This is a genomic window from Dechloromonas hankyongensis, assembly GCF_022012295.1.
Lineage (GTDB): Bacteria > Pseudomonadota > Gammaproteobacteria > Burkholderiales > Rhodocyclaceae > Azonexus > Azonexus hankyongensis.
In genome coordinates this window covers 1,190,532-1,204,737 of the sequence record NZ_JAKLTN010000001.1, presented here as the reverse complement: position 1 = coordinate 1,204,737, position 14,206 = coordinate 1,190,532, and the positions used below count along the sequence as shown (strand labels likewise).

Genomic DNA, 14,206 nt, shown 5'->3' with positions numbered 1-14,206 from the left:
GTTAGTTCTTTTGAACTAAGTCACTGACGCACAGAAGTTTGCGCTGATATTTCCCATAGCTATCGTCGGTATTGAAGTAATCAATTAGATCAATAGCACTACCTTCCCTAAGATTCAATTCGTGTTCAACACCCAACCGTTCAGGAGAAAACAAATGTCGCTCATCAACACCCAGATTCAACCGTTCAAGGCCCAGGCTTTCCACAACGGCAAGTTCATCGAAGTCACCGACGCCAGCCTGAAGGGCAAGTGGTCCGTCATGATCTTCATGCCGGCCGCCTTCACCTTCAACTGCCCGACCGAAATCGAAGATGCCGCCAACAACTACGCCGAGTTCCAGAAGGCTGGCGCCGAGGTGTACATCGTCACCACCGACACCCATTTCTCGCACAAGGTTTGGCACGAAACCTCCCCGGCCGTCGGCAAAGCCCAGTTCCCCCTGGTTGGCGACCCGACGCACGCCCTGACCAATGCCTTCGGTGTACACATCCCTGAAGAAGGCCTGGCCCTGCGCGGCACCTTCGTGATCAACCCGGACGGCGTCATCAAGACCGTTGAAATCCACTCCAACGAAATCGCCCGTGACGTGTCCGAGACCCTGCGCAAGCTGAAGGCCGCTCAATACACCGCCAGCCACCCGAACGAAGTCTGCCCGGCCAAGTGGAAGGAAGGCGAAAAGACCCTGGCTCCGTCGCTGGACCTGGTCGGCAAGATCTAAGCCCCCAACTGCCAACAGAGATACATAAAAAAGAGAAACCCGCCGCCATCCCGGCGGCGGGATTTCAGCGCAATGCCCCGGTCTGCGGGCCATTGCAGTGAAATTCAGCAACGGGAGAGAAACCATGCTTGACGCCAATATCAAGGCCCAGTTGTCGGCCTACCTCGAAAAACTTCAACGCCCGATCGAACTCGTCGCCTCCTTCGACGACAGCGCCAAGGCCCGCGAAATGCGCGACCTGCTGGTCGATATCGCCAGCCTCTCTGCCAAGGTCAGCCTGCGCGAAAACGGCAACGCCGCCCGCCGCCCCTCCTTCGCCATCGGCCTGCCCGGCGAAGCGCCGCGCATCCACTTTGCCGGCATCCCGATGGGGCACGAATTCACCTCGCTCGTCCTCGCCCTGCTGCAGACCGGCGGCCATCCGCCCAAGGTCGAGCAGTCGGTCATCGACCAGATCAAGGCGCTGCCCGGCAGCTTCGACTTCGAAACCTACATCTCGCTGTCCTGCCACAACTGCCCGGACGTCGTGCAGGCGCTCAACCTGATGGCCGTGCTCAACCCCGGCGTGACCAGCACGATGATCGACGGCGCCATGTTCCAGGACGAAGTGAACGCCCGCCAGATCATGGCCGTGCCGACCACCTACCTGAACGGTGCCGAATTCGGCGCGGGCCGCATGCTCATCGAGGAAATCCTCGCCAAGGTCGACACTGGCGCCGCCGCGCGCGCCGCCGAAGAACTCGGCAAAAAGGACGCCTTCGACGTTCTCGTCGTCGGCGGCGGCCCGGCCGGCGCGGCCGCGGCCATCTACGCCGCGCGCAAGGGCATCCGCACTGGCGTCGTCGCCGAGCGTTTCGGCGGCCAGGTCATGGACACGCTGGGCATCGAAAATTTCATCTCGGTCAGCCACACCGAAGGCCCCAAGCTGGTCGCCGCGCTGGAACAGCACGTCAAGGACTATGAAGTCGACGTCATGAACCTACAGCGCGCCGCCAAGCTGACGCCGGGTGAACTGATCGAAGTCGAACTCGAAAACGGCGCCACGCTGAAGAGCAAGTCGGTCATCCTCGCCACCGGCGCCCGCTGGCGCGAAATGAACGTGCCCGGCGAAAAGGAATACAAGGCCAAGGGCGTCTGCTTCTGCCCGCATTGCGACGGCCCGCTGTTCAAAGGCAAGCGCGTTGCGGTCGTCGGCGGCGGCAACTCGGGCGTCGAGGCGGCAATCGACCTCGCCGGCATCGTCGCCCACGTCACCCTGCTCGAGTTCGCCGACACCCTGCGCGCCGACGCCGTCCTGCAGAAAAAGCTGTACAGCCTACCCAACATCACGGTCATCAAGTCGGCCCAAACGACCGAAGTGACCGGCGACGGCCAAAAGGTGAACGGCATTGTCTACAAGGACCGGGTCAGCGAGGAGGTCAAGTTCGTCGAACTGGAAGGCATCTTCGTCCAGATCGGCCTGCTGCCCAACACCGACTGGCTGAAAGGCACGGTGGACCTGAGCCGCTTTGGTGAAATCGAGATCGATGCCAAGGGCCACACCTCGGTGCCCGGTGTTTTCGCCGCCGGCGACTGCACGACCGTGCCCTACAAGCAGATCGTCATCGCCATGGGCGCCGGCGCAACGGCATCGCTCAGCGCCTTCGACCACCTGATCCGCTCGTAATCAGCTCCCACCCATCCAGCCCGGCAAGGCCCCTGAGCCTTGCCGGGCTTTCTTGTTGGCGGGCTATACTGGCCCGACCGCCCATGCCCGGAGCCAGCCATGCACCTGCCCAAACACCAACTCGCCATGACCGTCCTGATGACGCCCGACATGGCCAACTTCTCCGGCAATGTTCACGGCGGCACCATCCTCAAGCTGCTCGACCAGGTCGCCTACGCTTGCGCCAGCCGGTACGCCAGCCAGTACGTCGTCACCCTGTCCGTCGACCAGGTCATGTTCCGCCAGCCCATCCACGTCGGCGAACTGGTCACCTTCCTCGCCTCGGTGAACTACACCGGCAACACGTCGATGGAAATCGGCGTCAAGGTTCTGGCCGAAAGCATCCGCGACCAGGTCGTCCGCCACGCCAACAGCTGCTTCTTCACCATGGTGGCGGTAGGCGACAACGGACAAACCACCCCGGTTCCGCCGCTCGAACCCAAGACCCCCGAAGAAATACGCCGCTACCAGGGTGCCCAGCTACGCCGCGAACTGCGCAAGGAATTCGAAACACGGCAAAAGCAACTGCAGGCCGGCACCCCTGGCTAATTCGGGAACGTAAACGACAAAGCCCGCTGACGGATCAGCGGGCTTCGGTATTACATGAATGGAATGGTAGAGACTAGTGGTTCGTTCACTACAATAATAAGAACAATGAACTAAAAACCATTCCTATCGATGTAAGCCGCACTTGAATCGGCAAATTGAACTGCACCACTTTAGCTATGCCATAGAATTCAGAAAGGAGGCTTACTCTAATTTGGTGCCATTGGGCGCGACTGCCGACTGCTTTGGAGCAGCCTTAGTGGCGGCCTCACGGGTATAGTCCATAAAAGCTTTTGCTTCGAGGTTCGTGGCCGATGCTTTATCCAATACAACCAGAGCCTGCTCTATCCACTTTGGACGGTCTTCTTCCTTGAGCGAAGCGTAATTGCGCGAAACGATAAAGTAGCCTTTTTGCATCTGCCCTTTGTTAAACAATATTCCGCGCTCGTCCCGCGTGTCTACCCGGAACATCGGTTCAGGCTCCTTACCAGGGCATGTCTTCTTATTGATGACCATAGCGTAACCGGTGATCTTACCGGGCTCTGGTGGATTGACTACCCGAACACCTCCAGATTCCGTCACCTCTTCCCACGTGCGTTCATAGGGCACAGCAAAGCCTGTGTATTTGCATTTGCCATCCTCATAGGGCGGGGTACTGAGTGTGAAGAGGTTATAACCCTCTTCACGGAACATGATGGGGATTATCTGCCCGAGCTGCTGCGGAAACTTAGTATCCATCGTGTTGTAGAGCTTGATATCGGCCAGCAGGCTTGCACCGATGAAAACCAAATTCAATACAAGTTCAACCATGGGAGCCAATTGTCATCAATTCGAAGGCCGCCATGATAAACCACACTATCGATCACGTTCCTTAGGTTTATCTTTTGTCCGTCGCTAGCAGGAAAATCTCAACAGCCAGCCCCCGCTTCCTTTCTTCGCCATCTTTCCGCCAGCCAATGGAGCAACAACATGAGGCGTAAACGACAAAGCCCCGGAGGTTGTCCGGGGCTTTGTCTTTGAATCTTGTGGTGGTGATGGGCAGAATCGAACTGCCGACCTATGGGTTATGAATCCATCGCTCTAACCGTCTGAGCTACATCACCACGCTTAGAGGGCGCGAATTATAGTTGGGCGGCGGACGGATGGTCAACCGCGTTATAATGCGCAACTTTCCTGCCGCCCGCTTGCCGAAGCGGCACCCACTGATTTTCAAAGCATTTCCATGACCAAAAAGCTTTTCATCCGCACTTTCGGGTGCCAGATGAACGAGTACGATTCGGACAAGATGGCCGACGTGCTCAACGCCTCCGAAGGTATCGTCAAGACCGACAACCCCGAAGAAGCCGACATCATCCTGTTCAACACCTGCTCGGTGCGCGAAAAGGCGCAGGAGAAGGTTTTCCACGACCTGGGCCGGGTCAAGCACCTGAAACAGCAGAACCCGAACCTGGTGATCGGCGTCGGCGGCTGCGTGGCCAGCCAGGAGGGCGAGGCCATCGTGTCGCGCGCGCCCTACGTCGATATCGTGTTCGGCCCGCAGACCCTGCACCGCCTGCCGCAGCTGATCGCCGAGCGCAAGAGCAAGGGCAAGGCGGCGGTCGATGTGTCCTTCCCGGAAATCGAGAAGTTCGACGCCATGCCGCCATCCGAGATCAAGGGTGCCACCGCTTTCGTGTCGATCATGGAAGGCTGCTCCAAGTTCTGCACCTTCTGCATCGTGCCCTACACCCGCGGCGGCGAAGTGTCGCGGCCGTTTACCGACGTGCTGACCGAAGTGGCCGACCTGGCCGCCCACGGCGTCGGCGAGGTGACCCTGCTCGGCCAGAACGTCAATGCCTACCGCGGCGACATGGAAGGCACCGACGAGAAGGCCGACCTGGCGATGCTCATCGAGTACATCGCCGAAGTGCCGGGCATCGAGCGCATCCGCTACACCACCTCGCACCCGCGCGAGATGTCGCAGCGCCTGATCGATACCTACGCCAAGGTGCCGAAGCTGGTGTCGCACCTGCATCTGCCGGTGCAGGCCGGTTCCGACCGCGTACTGGCGGCGATGAAGCGCGGCTACACGACGCTCGAGTACAAGTCCATCATCCGCAAGCTGCGCGCCGCGCGGCCGGACATTTCGATGTCCACCGACTTCATCGTCGGTTTCCCGGGCGAAACGGACGAGGATTTCGAGAAAACCATGAAGCTGATCGACGACGTCCAGTTCGACGCCTCGTTCTCCTTCATCTACAGCCCGCGCCCCGGCACGCCGGCGCTGGACCTCGACGACAGCACGCCGGCCGAGGTCAAGTCGGCCCGCCTGTCGCGCCTGCAGAAGCGCATCGACGAACTGGCGCAGGCCGTCAGCCAGTCCATGGTTGGCAGCGTGCAGCGCGTGCTGATCGAGGGCACCTCGAAGAAGGACGCCCACGAACTGGCCGGCCGCACCGACAACAACCGGATCGTCAATTTCGCCGGCAATCCGCGCCTGATCAACACCTTCGTCGATGTCCGCATCACCTCGGCCCTGCCGCACAGTCTGCGAGGCGAAATTGTCATCCGCGAAGACTAAGCCGGCGCCCAAGTCGCGACCAGTCGAGTTCGCCCTCGCACCGGTCGACAACGCGCTGCTGGCCAATCTGTGCGGGCCGCTCGACGAGAACATCCGGCAGATCGAGACCGGTTTCGACGTGCTCATCCGCCGCCGCAACGAGCGCCTGTCGATCACCGGCGAGAAGGCGCAGCTGACGGCCGATGCCCTGCGCCACTTCTACGCCATGGCACGCGAACCGCTGTCGGTCGATGAAATCCAGCTCGGCCTGATCGAATTCCTCAATGCCCCGGTACGCCGCATTTCGCGCGCCGCCGAAGGCCCGGTGGATGGCCCGCAACTGGTCACCCGCAAGACCGAGCTGCACGGCCGCACGCCGCGCCAGGTCGAATACCTGAAGCACATCCAGGAACACGACATCACCTTCGGCATCGGTCCGGCCGGCACCGGCAAGACCTATCTGGCCGTCGCCTCGGCCGTCGATGCTTTCGAGCGCGACCTGGTCGAACGCATCATCCTGACCCGGCCGGCGGTCGAGGCCGGCGAGCGCCTCGGCTTCCTGCCCGGCGACCTGACACAGAAGATCGACCCCTACTTGCGCCCGTTGTACGACGCGCTGTACGACCTGATGGGTGCCGACCGCGTCGCCAAGCTGTACGAGAAGCGCGCCATCGAAATCGCCCCCCTCGCCTTCATGCGCGGCCGCACGCTGAACCACGCCTTCATCATCCTCGACGAAGCGCAGAACACCACGCCGGAGCAGATGAAGATGTTCCTGACCCGCATCGGCATCGGCGCCAAGGCGGTGGTCACCGGCGACATCACCCAGATCGACCTGCCCAAGGGCCACAAGAGCGGCCTCAAGGAAGCCATCGACGTGCTGCGCGACGTGCGCGGCATCGCTTTCACCCATTTCAAGAAGGAAGACGTGGTGCGCCACCCGCTGGTTGCCCGCATCGTCGACGCCTATGAAAAACGCCAGCAATCGGCTTAATCTGTCCGTGCAATATGTCTGTAACCGCGAGGGCCTACCCTTGCGGACGGATTTCGTGCGCTGGGCCCGCGCCGCGTTAGTCGGCGGCGGCGAAGTGACCATCCGCCTGGTCGATGCCGACGAAGGCCAGACGCTGAACAACGAGTACCGCGGCAAGGACTACGCGACCAACGTGCTGTCCTTTCCGTACGACACCGAGCCAGTGGTGACAGGAGACCTGGTCATCTGTCCGAGCGTGGTGGCGCGCGAGGCGGCGGAGCAGAACAAGCCACTGGCGGCGCATTACGCACACCTGACGGTGCATGGTATGCTGCATTTGCAGGGCTGGGATCATGACAATGACGATGATGCCGACGCCATGGAAAACGAAGAAAAGGAAATACTTGCCGCGCTGGGCTATCCCGACCCGTACGCCGCCTGAAAAATATGGACAGTGACAGTAAACCGAGTTTCATCGAACGACTGACTTCCCTGCTGCTGCGCGAACCCGAAGATCGCGAGCAGCTGCTTGAAATCCTGCACTCGGCCTACGAGCGCAACCTGATGGACGCCGATGCGCTGACCATCATCGAAGGAGCGCTGGCCGCCTCCGACACCCGCGTCACCGACGTAATGATCCCGCGGGCCCAGATGGACGTCATCGACGTCGACGACGCGATGGACGAGATCGTTCCCATCGTCATCGACGCCGCCCACTCGCGCTTTCCGGTGGTCGACGGCGACCGCGACAACGTGCTCGGCATCCTGCTCGCCAAGGACCTGCTGCGCATCCACACCGAAGAGAGTTTCGACCTGCGCGACTGGCTGCGCCCGGCCGTCTTCATCCCGGAATCGAAGCGCCTCAACGTGCTGCTCCGCGAATTCCGCGTCTCGCGCAACCACATGGCCATCGTGGTCAACGAATACGGCGGCGTCGCCGGCCTGGTCACCATCGAGGACGTGCTCGAGCAGATCGTCGGCGACATCGAGGACGAATACGACTTCGACGAGGCGCACGACAACATCCGCCAGGACTCCACCGGCCGCTATCGGGTCAAGGCGCGTACCGAGATCGAGGACTTCAACGAAGCCTTTGCCTCCGAATTCTCCGATGAGGAATTCGACACCGTCGGTGGCCTGATCCTGCGCCACCTCGGCCGCGTCCCCAAGCGCAACGAAGTCGTCGATATCGACGGCATGCGCTTCCAGGTGCTGCGCGCCGACAGCCGCCGCCTGTACACCCTGCTCGTCGACCCACCCAAACAACAGACCAGTGCTGACCAGACTGCCTGAGCGGTCGCCGGCACGTCTCGCCCTGGCTGCGCTGATCGGCGCGACGGGGGTGCTGTGCTTCGCCCCGTTCGAGCTATTCTGGCTGGCGCCCGCCGTATGGGCCGGCTTTTTCGCGCTGCTGCTGCGCGCCGAATCGCCCCGCGAGGGCCTGCTGACCGGCCTCGCCTTCGGCCTCGGCTTCTTCCTGTGCGGCGTGTCGTGGGTCTATGTCAGCCTGTCGGTTTTCGGCGGCATGCCGTGGTGGCTGGCCGGGCCGGCCGCCTTCCTGTTCTGCACGGTGATGGCCTTGTTCCCGATGGCCGCCGGCTGGGTTTTCAAGTGCTGGCAGCCGGCCGGTTTCTGGCAGCAAGCCCTGCTCTTCGCCGCCCTGCTCGCCGCCGGCGACTGGGTGCGCAGCTGGTTGTTCACTGGCTTTCCATGGCTAGCCATCGGCTATTCGCAGACGCCACCCAGCCCGCTGGCCGGCTTTGCGCCGCTGCTCGGCGTCTTCGGCCTATCCGCGCTGGTCGCGCTGAGCGGCGCCTTGCTGCTGCGCTGGCGAGTCGGCGCCACGGTGCTGGCCGTGCTCGCCGTGTCCGGATTCGGCCTGTGCCAGGTCGCATGGACGGCTCCGCTGGGCGCCCCGATCAGCGTCGCGCTGATCCAGGGCAACATCCCGCAGGAAATGAAGTTCCGGCCGGAAGCCTTCGTCCGCACCCTGAACCTCTACCGCGAACTGATCGAGGCCAACCCGGCGCAACTGACGCTGCTGCCGGAAACCGCCTTCCCGGTTTTCCTCGACCAGCTGCCCGAAGACTATCTCAACGCCCTGAAAGCGCTGGCCAGCCGCCAGAATGGCGACATCGTCTTTGGCACCCTGACCGGCGAGGGTGAGGCCTACTACAACAGCGCCGTCAGTCTCGGCACCTCGCCGCTGCAGGTCTATAGCAAGAGCCATCTGGTGCCCTACGGCGAATTCATCCCGCCCGGCTTCGCCTGGTTCATGGCCTACGCCAACATCCCGGCCTCGTCCTTCTCGCGCGGCCCGGAGCGGCAGGCGCCGCTGGCCGTCGCCGGCCAGCAGGTGGCGGCCAACATCTGCTACGAAGACGTTTTCGGCAACGAGATCGTCCGCGCCCTGCCGGAGGCCGGCATCCTGGCCAACCTGTCCAACACGGCCTGGTTCGGCCGTTCGCTGGCCCAGCCGCAGCACCTGCAGATCGCCCAGATGCGCGCACTGGAGACCGGCCGCCCCATGCTGCGCGCCACCAACACCGGCATGACCGCCATCGTCGGGCCGGACGGCACGGTGCGCGCCGCGCTGCCGCCGTTTACCACCGGCGTCCTGACCGGCAATGTGCAGGCCCACACCGGCGCCACGCCTTACGGCCGCCTGGGCGACTGGCCGGCCATAGCGCTCATTATGCTGATGCTGCTCCTCGGCCTGGCGCGCAAACGCTGATCGCTCACCGCCGTTTCGGCGCTTGGCACGCTCCATGCAATGAAAGGGTCATCAAACCCTTGCAGGAGAAGCATCATGGATGGCGGACTGGCTGAAATCCTTATCGGCGTCACGGTTGGCGCCTTTTCACCCCTCGCATTGATTGCCAGCTGGGAAATGCTGCGCCGCACCAAAACGAGTCATACCGATTAAGGCGCGCACCGGGATTGTTCCCGGCAGCGCCGGGCAAGCCCAAGCCGGCCGTTCACTCCGCCTTCAGACGATCGGCGAAGGCGTGACGGAGCTTGGCCGCCTTGGGTCCGACGACCGCCATGCAATAGCCCTGATAGGGGTTACGGCGGAAATACTGGTGGTGGTATTCCTCGGCCTCGAAGAAGGTGGTGGCCGGCGTCACTTCGGTGACGATGGGGTCGGCCCACAGTCCCTCGGCGTTGAGGCGGGCGACCATGGCCTCGGCGGCGGCCTTCTGGGCGTCGTTATGGTAAAAAATCGCCGACCGGTACTGGCTGCCCACATCATGCCCTTGCCGGTTCAGCGTCGTCGGATCATGAATGGTGAAGAAGGCGGTGAGCAGCGTGTCGTAGTCGATAATCGCCGGGTCGAAGCGAATCTGCACGACCTCGGCGTGGCCGCTGTCGCCGCGGCAAACTGCCTCGTAATTCGGCCGTGGCAACTGCCCGCCCATATAGCCAGGGAGAACGGAAATCACGCCATCGAGTTGCTCGAAGGCCGCTTCAAGACACCAGAAGCAGCCCCCGGCCAGGGTCGCCACAGCAAGTTTGGGTTGGGGCATCGTTGTTATAGGTCGCATGACGATACCGGTCGGACCTTGCCGCCGGCCGTGAGTTCCCGGCCGGCTGGCGGCGAACGGTCAGGCGGCGCGCAAGCGCTGGGCCGCCTGCTCCAGACGCTGGCGCTCGGCCAGCACCTTGCCGGCATAGCGCCGGCCGGCGTCGCCGATGGCGCCGCCGAACTGCTGCAGACCTTCCTCCAGGCCGCCCTGGCGGCGAATGGATTCCTTCAGCACACGGGCGCCGACCTGGACATTGGTCACCGGATCGAGGAAAGACGTGCTGTCCTCGGGCAGCTTGTCCTGATGGTAGCGCGGCACCACCTGCATCAGGCCCTGGGCACCGACCACACTCTGCGAGAACGGGTTGAATCCCGACTCGACGCCGATGACGGCGATGATCAGCAGCGGATCGATATGCAGTTCCTTGCCGACGCTCTGCGCCGTGGCGAAAATAGGCTGCACCGCCTCGATCGAGACCTTGTAGCGGCGGGTCACGTAGTCCATCGCACCACGCAGACGCGGCGCCAGGACCTCAACGGCCGGGGTGTCAGTTTCGATGGCCTCGGCGTCGGCTTCTTCCTCAACCTCTTCAGCCGGCAAGACCTTCTGGATGAAGGGCATATCGAGGCTGATGAGTCCGCTCTGGACGCCGATCACGCTGATAATGAAAACCAGGCCGGCGGCCATCAGCAATTTTTGAAAAACCTCCACCATCAACGCGGAAACGCGCTGCATGGAAGGCGAACTAAGGGTCGTAGCGTTCATGCGACCTCCTTGACTGTTGCCACTGCGCAAAACGACCGCGCAGCGAACGGTTACAGGGGGGTACGACATCGGCGGGAAGCGTGTGAAGGGAAATCGCTTCAAAGCGCGGCAGGTAGAAGAAGAGCGCCGCAAAAACCGATGTTGCACCGCAACACAAATCCAGTTTATTGATTTGATTGATCTAGGTCAACTAAACAGCCGTCAAGAAACGGGTTCGATGTTGCGTCGCGACAACACTAGTACAAACGCACTACCCCTTTCCAGCCGTCCACTTCGACCTCGTCGCCGTCGTGAAGTGCCGCCAGGATGCCCGGCAGATTGACCACCGCCGGCAGACCGAATTCCCGCGCCACGATGGCGCCGTGCGACAGGTAGCCGCCGGTTTCAACCACCAGCCCGCCGGCCTTCAGGAACAGGGGCGTCCACCCGGGATCGGTCGATGGTGCAACGAGAATTTCGCCGGGTTGCAGGGCCAGTCCTTCGGACGGATGGCGCAGGCGGCGCACCTTGCCGCGTGCCACCCCGGTGCCGGTGGCGACACCACGGAAACGCCGCCCGTCAGCAGGCTTGATCGGAGCTGTCTCCGCCGGCGGCTGCGGCGCCGTTTGCCCGGTCGGTGCCAGGGTCAGCCATTCATGCGGCGTGGTCGCCTGCCAGCGGGCGAACAGCGCGCGGCGTTCGGCCAGCCGGGCGCGCAGCCCGGCCAGCGGCAGCAAGCCGATAGCGTAACGTTCGACCTCGCTGGGCAGCAGGTGAAAGATGTCGTCGGGCCTGTCGAGCGCCCCTTCGCCGACCAGCCGCTCGCCGATCAACAGCCACAGGCGCCTACTGGCGGCGAGCAGCGAAATGATCGCGCTGCGGGCCGCCTCGCGCCGGTTGCTGTCGCGATTGGCGGCCTTGACCTGGGCGCGCAGCAGGGGCCGATACCAGAACGGCAACTCGCGGCGGATGCGCTCCCACGCCGCGTCGGCCGCCGCCTGCTGCCGGGCGCGCATTGCCACCGCGTCGACCTCAGCCAGTGCTGGCAACTGTTCGAGCAGACGCTCGGGCTGCTCGCTCCAGCGCGGGCTGCGCAAATACGTTTCGTAATGGCCGCGATGCCCGTAGCGGTCGAGGAAAGTGGCGAAGGCGCGAGCGAATTCCGGGGCGTCCTGCGGCAGCCGGCCGGGCGCGACTGCTTTGGCCAACCGGGCCAGGTCGAGCAGAGCGTAACCCTGCTGCGCGGTCACGCTCGGTTCGCCGCCGGCGAGCAGCGCCGAGCCGATGGCTTCGCTCTCGCCGGGGAAAGCGCGCTCCAGCGTGTCGAGCAGCAGGCTCAGGCTGCCGCCGCCCGATCCCTGCAGGAAGAACATGCCGACGAACTCACGGGCCGGCTTGAGCACACGAAAGAGCAGTGCCGTGATGTCGGCGTTGTTGTCCGGCAAGGGGGCATCGCGTAGCTCGCGGGCGATGGCCAGCGCCTGTGCCACTTCAGCATCGCCGCGCCGCCCCATGGCCGGGGCGTGGCGCAGGTAGCGCAGTGTGTTGCCGCCCCGGGTCAGGCGTTGACGCCAGGTCGGTGGTGTCGTGGCGATGACCGACTGGTGGCCGCCCATCAGGGCGTTGAAGCGCTCGGGCAGCAGGCCGATGCAGTCCCAGGCTTCCCATTGCATGATCGACGCTTCGAGGTAGAGACGGCCGTCGAACAGCCCGGCGCGCTGCACCCCGGGCAGCACTGGGTAGCCGGCCAGCTTCCACCCCTGTTCGAGCAGATCGTTGCAGCCGCGGCGCGAGAAATTCCAGTCCATCGCCTGCAGCGCTACGGGCATCACCTCGCAGGTATTGCCGCGCGTCCAGATCGCCGGCTGGGCTGCCAAGGCCGGATAGGTGTGGTGCGGGCGCCGGGTCACCGGCCGCGCCTGGGTCAGCCAGAACTGCCCGCCGTCCCAAACCCATTCGAGATCGTAGAAAGGCGCGACGAAATCGCAGGCCAGCGCCGCATCGCGCAGCAGCGCCGCCAGCGCTTCGGCCTGCGCGTCGTCGAGCACCCGCACCTGCGCCCGGGCGAGCGGTACCGGCTGGCGCTGCGTGCCGCCGTCCGGCGCCGGGACGGACATCGTCTCCTTGCTGCCCGGCCGCGATTCGAGCAGACGCCAGACATCGGTCGTATCTTCGGCAAAGACATATTCGTCGCCGGCCGCTTCGCCGCCGACCAGCGTCTCGCCCAGCCCCCAGTGGGCATGGACGACCATGCGGTCGTCGCGCCCATTGGCCGGGTCGCAGGTGAAGGCGATGCCCGAGGCTTCGGCGGCGAGCAGCGGCATGACGACCACCGCCATGGCCGGCTCGCCGTCGATCTGCAGACGCTGCCGGTAGGCCGTCGCCGTCGGTGTATCCAGGGAGGCCCACACCTCGGCCACCGCCCCGACCAGCGCCTGGGCGCCGACCACGTTCAGGCAGGAGCGATAGATGCCGGCGAAGGATGCGGCGGCGGCATCCTCGCCGACCGCCGACGAGCGCACGGCGAGCGCTGTTCCCTGCCAGCCGCGGGCGACCAGTTCGGCGTGTAGCAACTGTTGCAGGTCGGGCGACACACCGCCGCTGCGTTGCCGGCTCCACCCTGCGGGGATGACGAAGAAATCGGGTACCGGCAGGCCGTAGCGCTGCAATTGCCCGAGCTGTCTGCCTTTACCGCCGACCTGCTCAGTGACGGCCGACGCCGCTTGTGCCGCGGAAATCAGGGACAAGTTGCCGCTCATGGCCTGGCTCCCAAACCATTGCAGATGAGGTCGAGCATGGTGGCGAACTCGGCGGCTAGCGACAGCCGCTCGTCGCTCAGGCAGCGCAGCAGGGTCGCCAGGTGCGCAAACTGGAAATGCATGGCGAGCAAAGGCGCCGGCAGATCGGCGCGGAATTCGCCCGTCGCCTGCCCCTGCGCGATCAGTTCAGCAAAGATCAGGTCCATGCCGCTGCGTTCGCGCCCTTCGCTCGGCAGGCGATGGTCAGCCAGCCGGTAGCGGACGTAGGGCAACAGAAAGGTGCGCCGGCTCTCGCACCACGCCGCCTGCAATTCGAGAAAGCGGGCCAGCCGCGCCCGTCCCGCGCCCACCCGCGCCAGTTCCGGCTGGATGTCCGGCCAGGCGGCGCGCAGTTCGCTATGGAAGACATGGCGCAGCAAGGCCTCCTTGGCCGGGAAATGCCGGTACAGCGTGACCTTGGACACATCGGCCACCTCGGCGATGCGCTCCATGGTCACCGCCTCGAAGCCATCGGCCTCGAACAGGCGCCAGGCGGTGTCGGCGAGGTGATCCAGCTGTTGCTGCCGCTTGCGTTCGCGGCGGCCGGCTTCGGCCGGAGAATTGACGGTAGCGCTTGCTTGTTCGGTCATGCTGACGATTCCTTTCCTGCCCAATCGGGCCATGCGAGGCAGCCCCGACGCGACGACAGCTTTTTT

General features: G+C 63.8%; 13 protein-coding genes and 1 tRNA gene. 8 read left to right on the top strand and 6 right to left on the bottom strand.

What is annotated here, in order from left to right:
* Positions 1-154 precede the first annotated feature (154 nt).
* From ahpC to LZ012_RS05720, 3 genes are all read left to right on the top strand, one after another.
* A complete protein-coding gene (ahpC, locus tag LZ012_RS05730) occupies positions 155-718 on the top strand; it encodes an alkyl hydroperoxide reductase subunit C (protein WP_275708484.1) in 564 nt (187 codons plus the stop codon).
* Positions 719-842: 124 nt separating this feature from the next.
* Positions 843-2,384, top strand: coding sequence for an alkyl hydroperoxide reductase subunit F (gene ahpF, locus LZ012_RS05725; RefSeq protein ID WP_275708482.1), 1,542 nt, complete (start codon positions 843-845; stop codon positions 2,382-2,384).
* A gap of 99 nt (positions 2,385-2,483) precedes the next feature.
* Positions 2,484-2,972 (top strand): acyl-CoA thioesterase, encoded by a 489-nt coding sequence (locus tag LZ012_RS05720; protein WP_275708480.1) that lies wholly within the window; start codon positions 2,484-2,486, stop codon positions 2,970-2,972.
* A 201-nt stretch (positions 2,973-3,173) separates the two neighbouring features.
* On the opposite strand, the gene LZ012_RS05715 is transcribed toward LZ012_RS05720, so the two are convergent.
* Positions 3,174-3,779, bottom strand: coding sequence for a hypothetical protein (locus LZ012_RS05715; RefSeq protein WP_275708477.1), 606 nt, complete (start codon positions 3,777-3,779; stop codon positions 3,174-3,176).
* 216 nt (positions 3,780-3,995) lie between these two features.
* Positions 3,996-4,072 (bottom strand) — tRNA-Met (locus tag LZ012_RS05710).
* A 119-nt stretch (positions 4,073-4,191) separates the two neighbouring features.
* On the opposite strand from LZ012_RS05710, the gene miaB reads away from it, so the two are divergent.
* Genes miaB through lnt form a run of 5 tightly spaced genes read left to right on the top strand, consistent with a single transcriptional unit; the run spans position 4,192 to position 9,215 of the window.
* The gene (miaB, locus tag LZ012_RS05705; protein ID WP_275708474.1) at positions 4,192-5,529 is read left to right on the top strand and encodes a tRNA (N6-isopentenyl adenosine(37)-C2)-methylthiotransferase MiaB; all 1,338 of its coding nucleotides are present in this window, start codon (positions 4,192-4,194) and stop codon (positions 5,527-5,529) included.
* A complete protein-coding gene (locus LZ012_RS05700; protein ID WP_275708472.1) occupies positions 5,510-6,502 on the top strand; it encodes a PhoH family protein in 993 nt (330 codons plus the stop codon). The genes miaB and LZ012_RS05700 overlap by 20 nt, the downstream gene beginning before the upstream one ends.
* Before the next feature lie 55 nt (positions 6,503-6,557).
* Positions 6,558-6,923 carry an rRNA maturation RNase YbeY gene (ybeY, locus tag LZ012_RS05695; RefSeq protein WP_420839474.1) on the top strand — a complete coding sequence of 122 codons (366 nt, stop codon included), beginning with the start codon at positions 6,558-6,560 and terminating at the stop codon, positions 6,921-6,923.
* Positions 6,924-6,928: 5 nt separating this feature from the next.
* On the top strand, positions 6,929-7,774 hold the full coding sequence (locus LZ012_RS05690; protein WP_275708468.1) for an HlyC/CorC family transporter: 846 nt from the start codon (positions 6,929-6,931) through the stop codon (positions 7,772-7,774).
* Entirely contained in the window at positions 7,755-9,215 is a 1,461-nt protein-coding gene (gene lnt, locus LZ012_RS05685) for an apolipoprotein N-acyltransferase (RefSeq protein WP_275708466.1), read from the top strand. The genes LZ012_RS05690 and lnt overlap by 20 nt, the downstream gene beginning before the upstream one ends.
* A gap of 244 nt (positions 9,216-9,459) precedes the next feature.
* Here lnt and msrA read toward each other — a convergent pair whose 3' ends face one another.
* From msrA to LZ012_RS05665, 4 genes are all read right to left on the bottom strand, one after another.
* Positions 9,460-10,008 (bottom strand): peptide-methionine (S)-S-oxide reductase MsrA, encoded by a 549-nt coding sequence (gene msrA / locus LZ012_RS05680; protein WP_275708464.1) that lies wholly within the window; start codon positions 10,006-10,008, stop codon positions 9,460-9,462.
* 78 nt (positions 10,009-10,086) lie between these two features.
* Positions 10,087-10,773: a transglycosylase SLT domain-containing protein gene (locus LZ012_RS05675; protein WP_275708462.1), complete on the bottom strand. Its 687-nt coding sequence runs from the start codon at positions 10,771-10,773 to the stop codon at positions 10,087-10,089.
* Between the two features lie 236 nt (positions 10,774-11,009).
* On the bottom strand, positions 11,010-13,511 hold the full coding sequence (locus LZ012_RS05670; protein WP_275708460.1) for a PEP/pyruvate-binding domain-containing protein: 2,502 nt from the start codon (positions 13,509-13,511) through the stop codon (positions 11,010-11,012).
* On the bottom strand, positions 13,508-14,140 hold the full coding sequence (locus LZ012_RS05665) for a TetR/AcrR family transcriptional regulator (protein ID WP_275708458.1): 633 nt from the start codon (positions 14,138-14,140) through the stop codon (positions 13,508-13,510). The genes LZ012_RS05670 and LZ012_RS05665 overlap by 4 nt, the downstream gene beginning before the upstream one ends.
* Positions 14,141-14,206 lie beyond the last annotated feature (66 nt).

Coding starts and splice junctions, on each gene's coding strand:
- ahpC (WP_275708484.1), top strand. CDS start 155: ATGTCGCTCATCAACACCCAGATTCAACCGTTCAAGGCCCAGGCTTTC.
- ahpF (WP_275708482.1), top strand. CDS start 843: ATGCTTGACGCCAATATCAAGGCCCAGTTGTCGGCCTACCTCGAAAAA.
- LZ012_RS05720 (WP_275708480.1), top strand. CDS start 2,484: ATGCACCTGCCCAAACACCAACTCGCCATGACCGTCCTGATGACGCCC.
- LZ012_RS05715 (WP_275708477.1), bottom strand. CDS start 3,779: ATGGTTGAACTTGTATTGAATTTGGTTTTCATCGGTGCAAGCCTGCTG.
- miaB (WP_275708474.1), top strand. CDS start 4,192: ATGACCAAAAAGCTTTTCATCCGCACTTTCGGGTGCCAGATGAACGAG.
- LZ012_RS05690 (WP_275708468.1), top strand. CDS start 6,929: ATGGACAGTGACAGTAAACCGAGTTTCATCGAACGACTGACTTCCCTG.
- msrA (WP_275708464.1), bottom strand. CDS start 10,008: ATGCCCCAACCCAAACTTGCTGTGGCGACCCTGGCCGGGGGCTGCTTC.
- LZ012_RS05675 (WP_275708462.1), bottom strand. CDS start 10,773: ATGAACGCTACGACCCTTAGTTCGCCTTCCATGCAGCGCGTTTCCGCG.
- LZ012_RS05670 (WP_275708460.1), bottom strand. CDS start 13,511: ATGAGCGGCAACTTGTCCCTGATTTCCGCGGCACAAGCGGCGTCGGCC.
- LZ012_RS05665 (WP_275708458.1), bottom strand. CDS start 14,140: ATGACCGAACAAGCAAGCGCTACCGTCAATTCTCCGGCCGAAGCCGGC.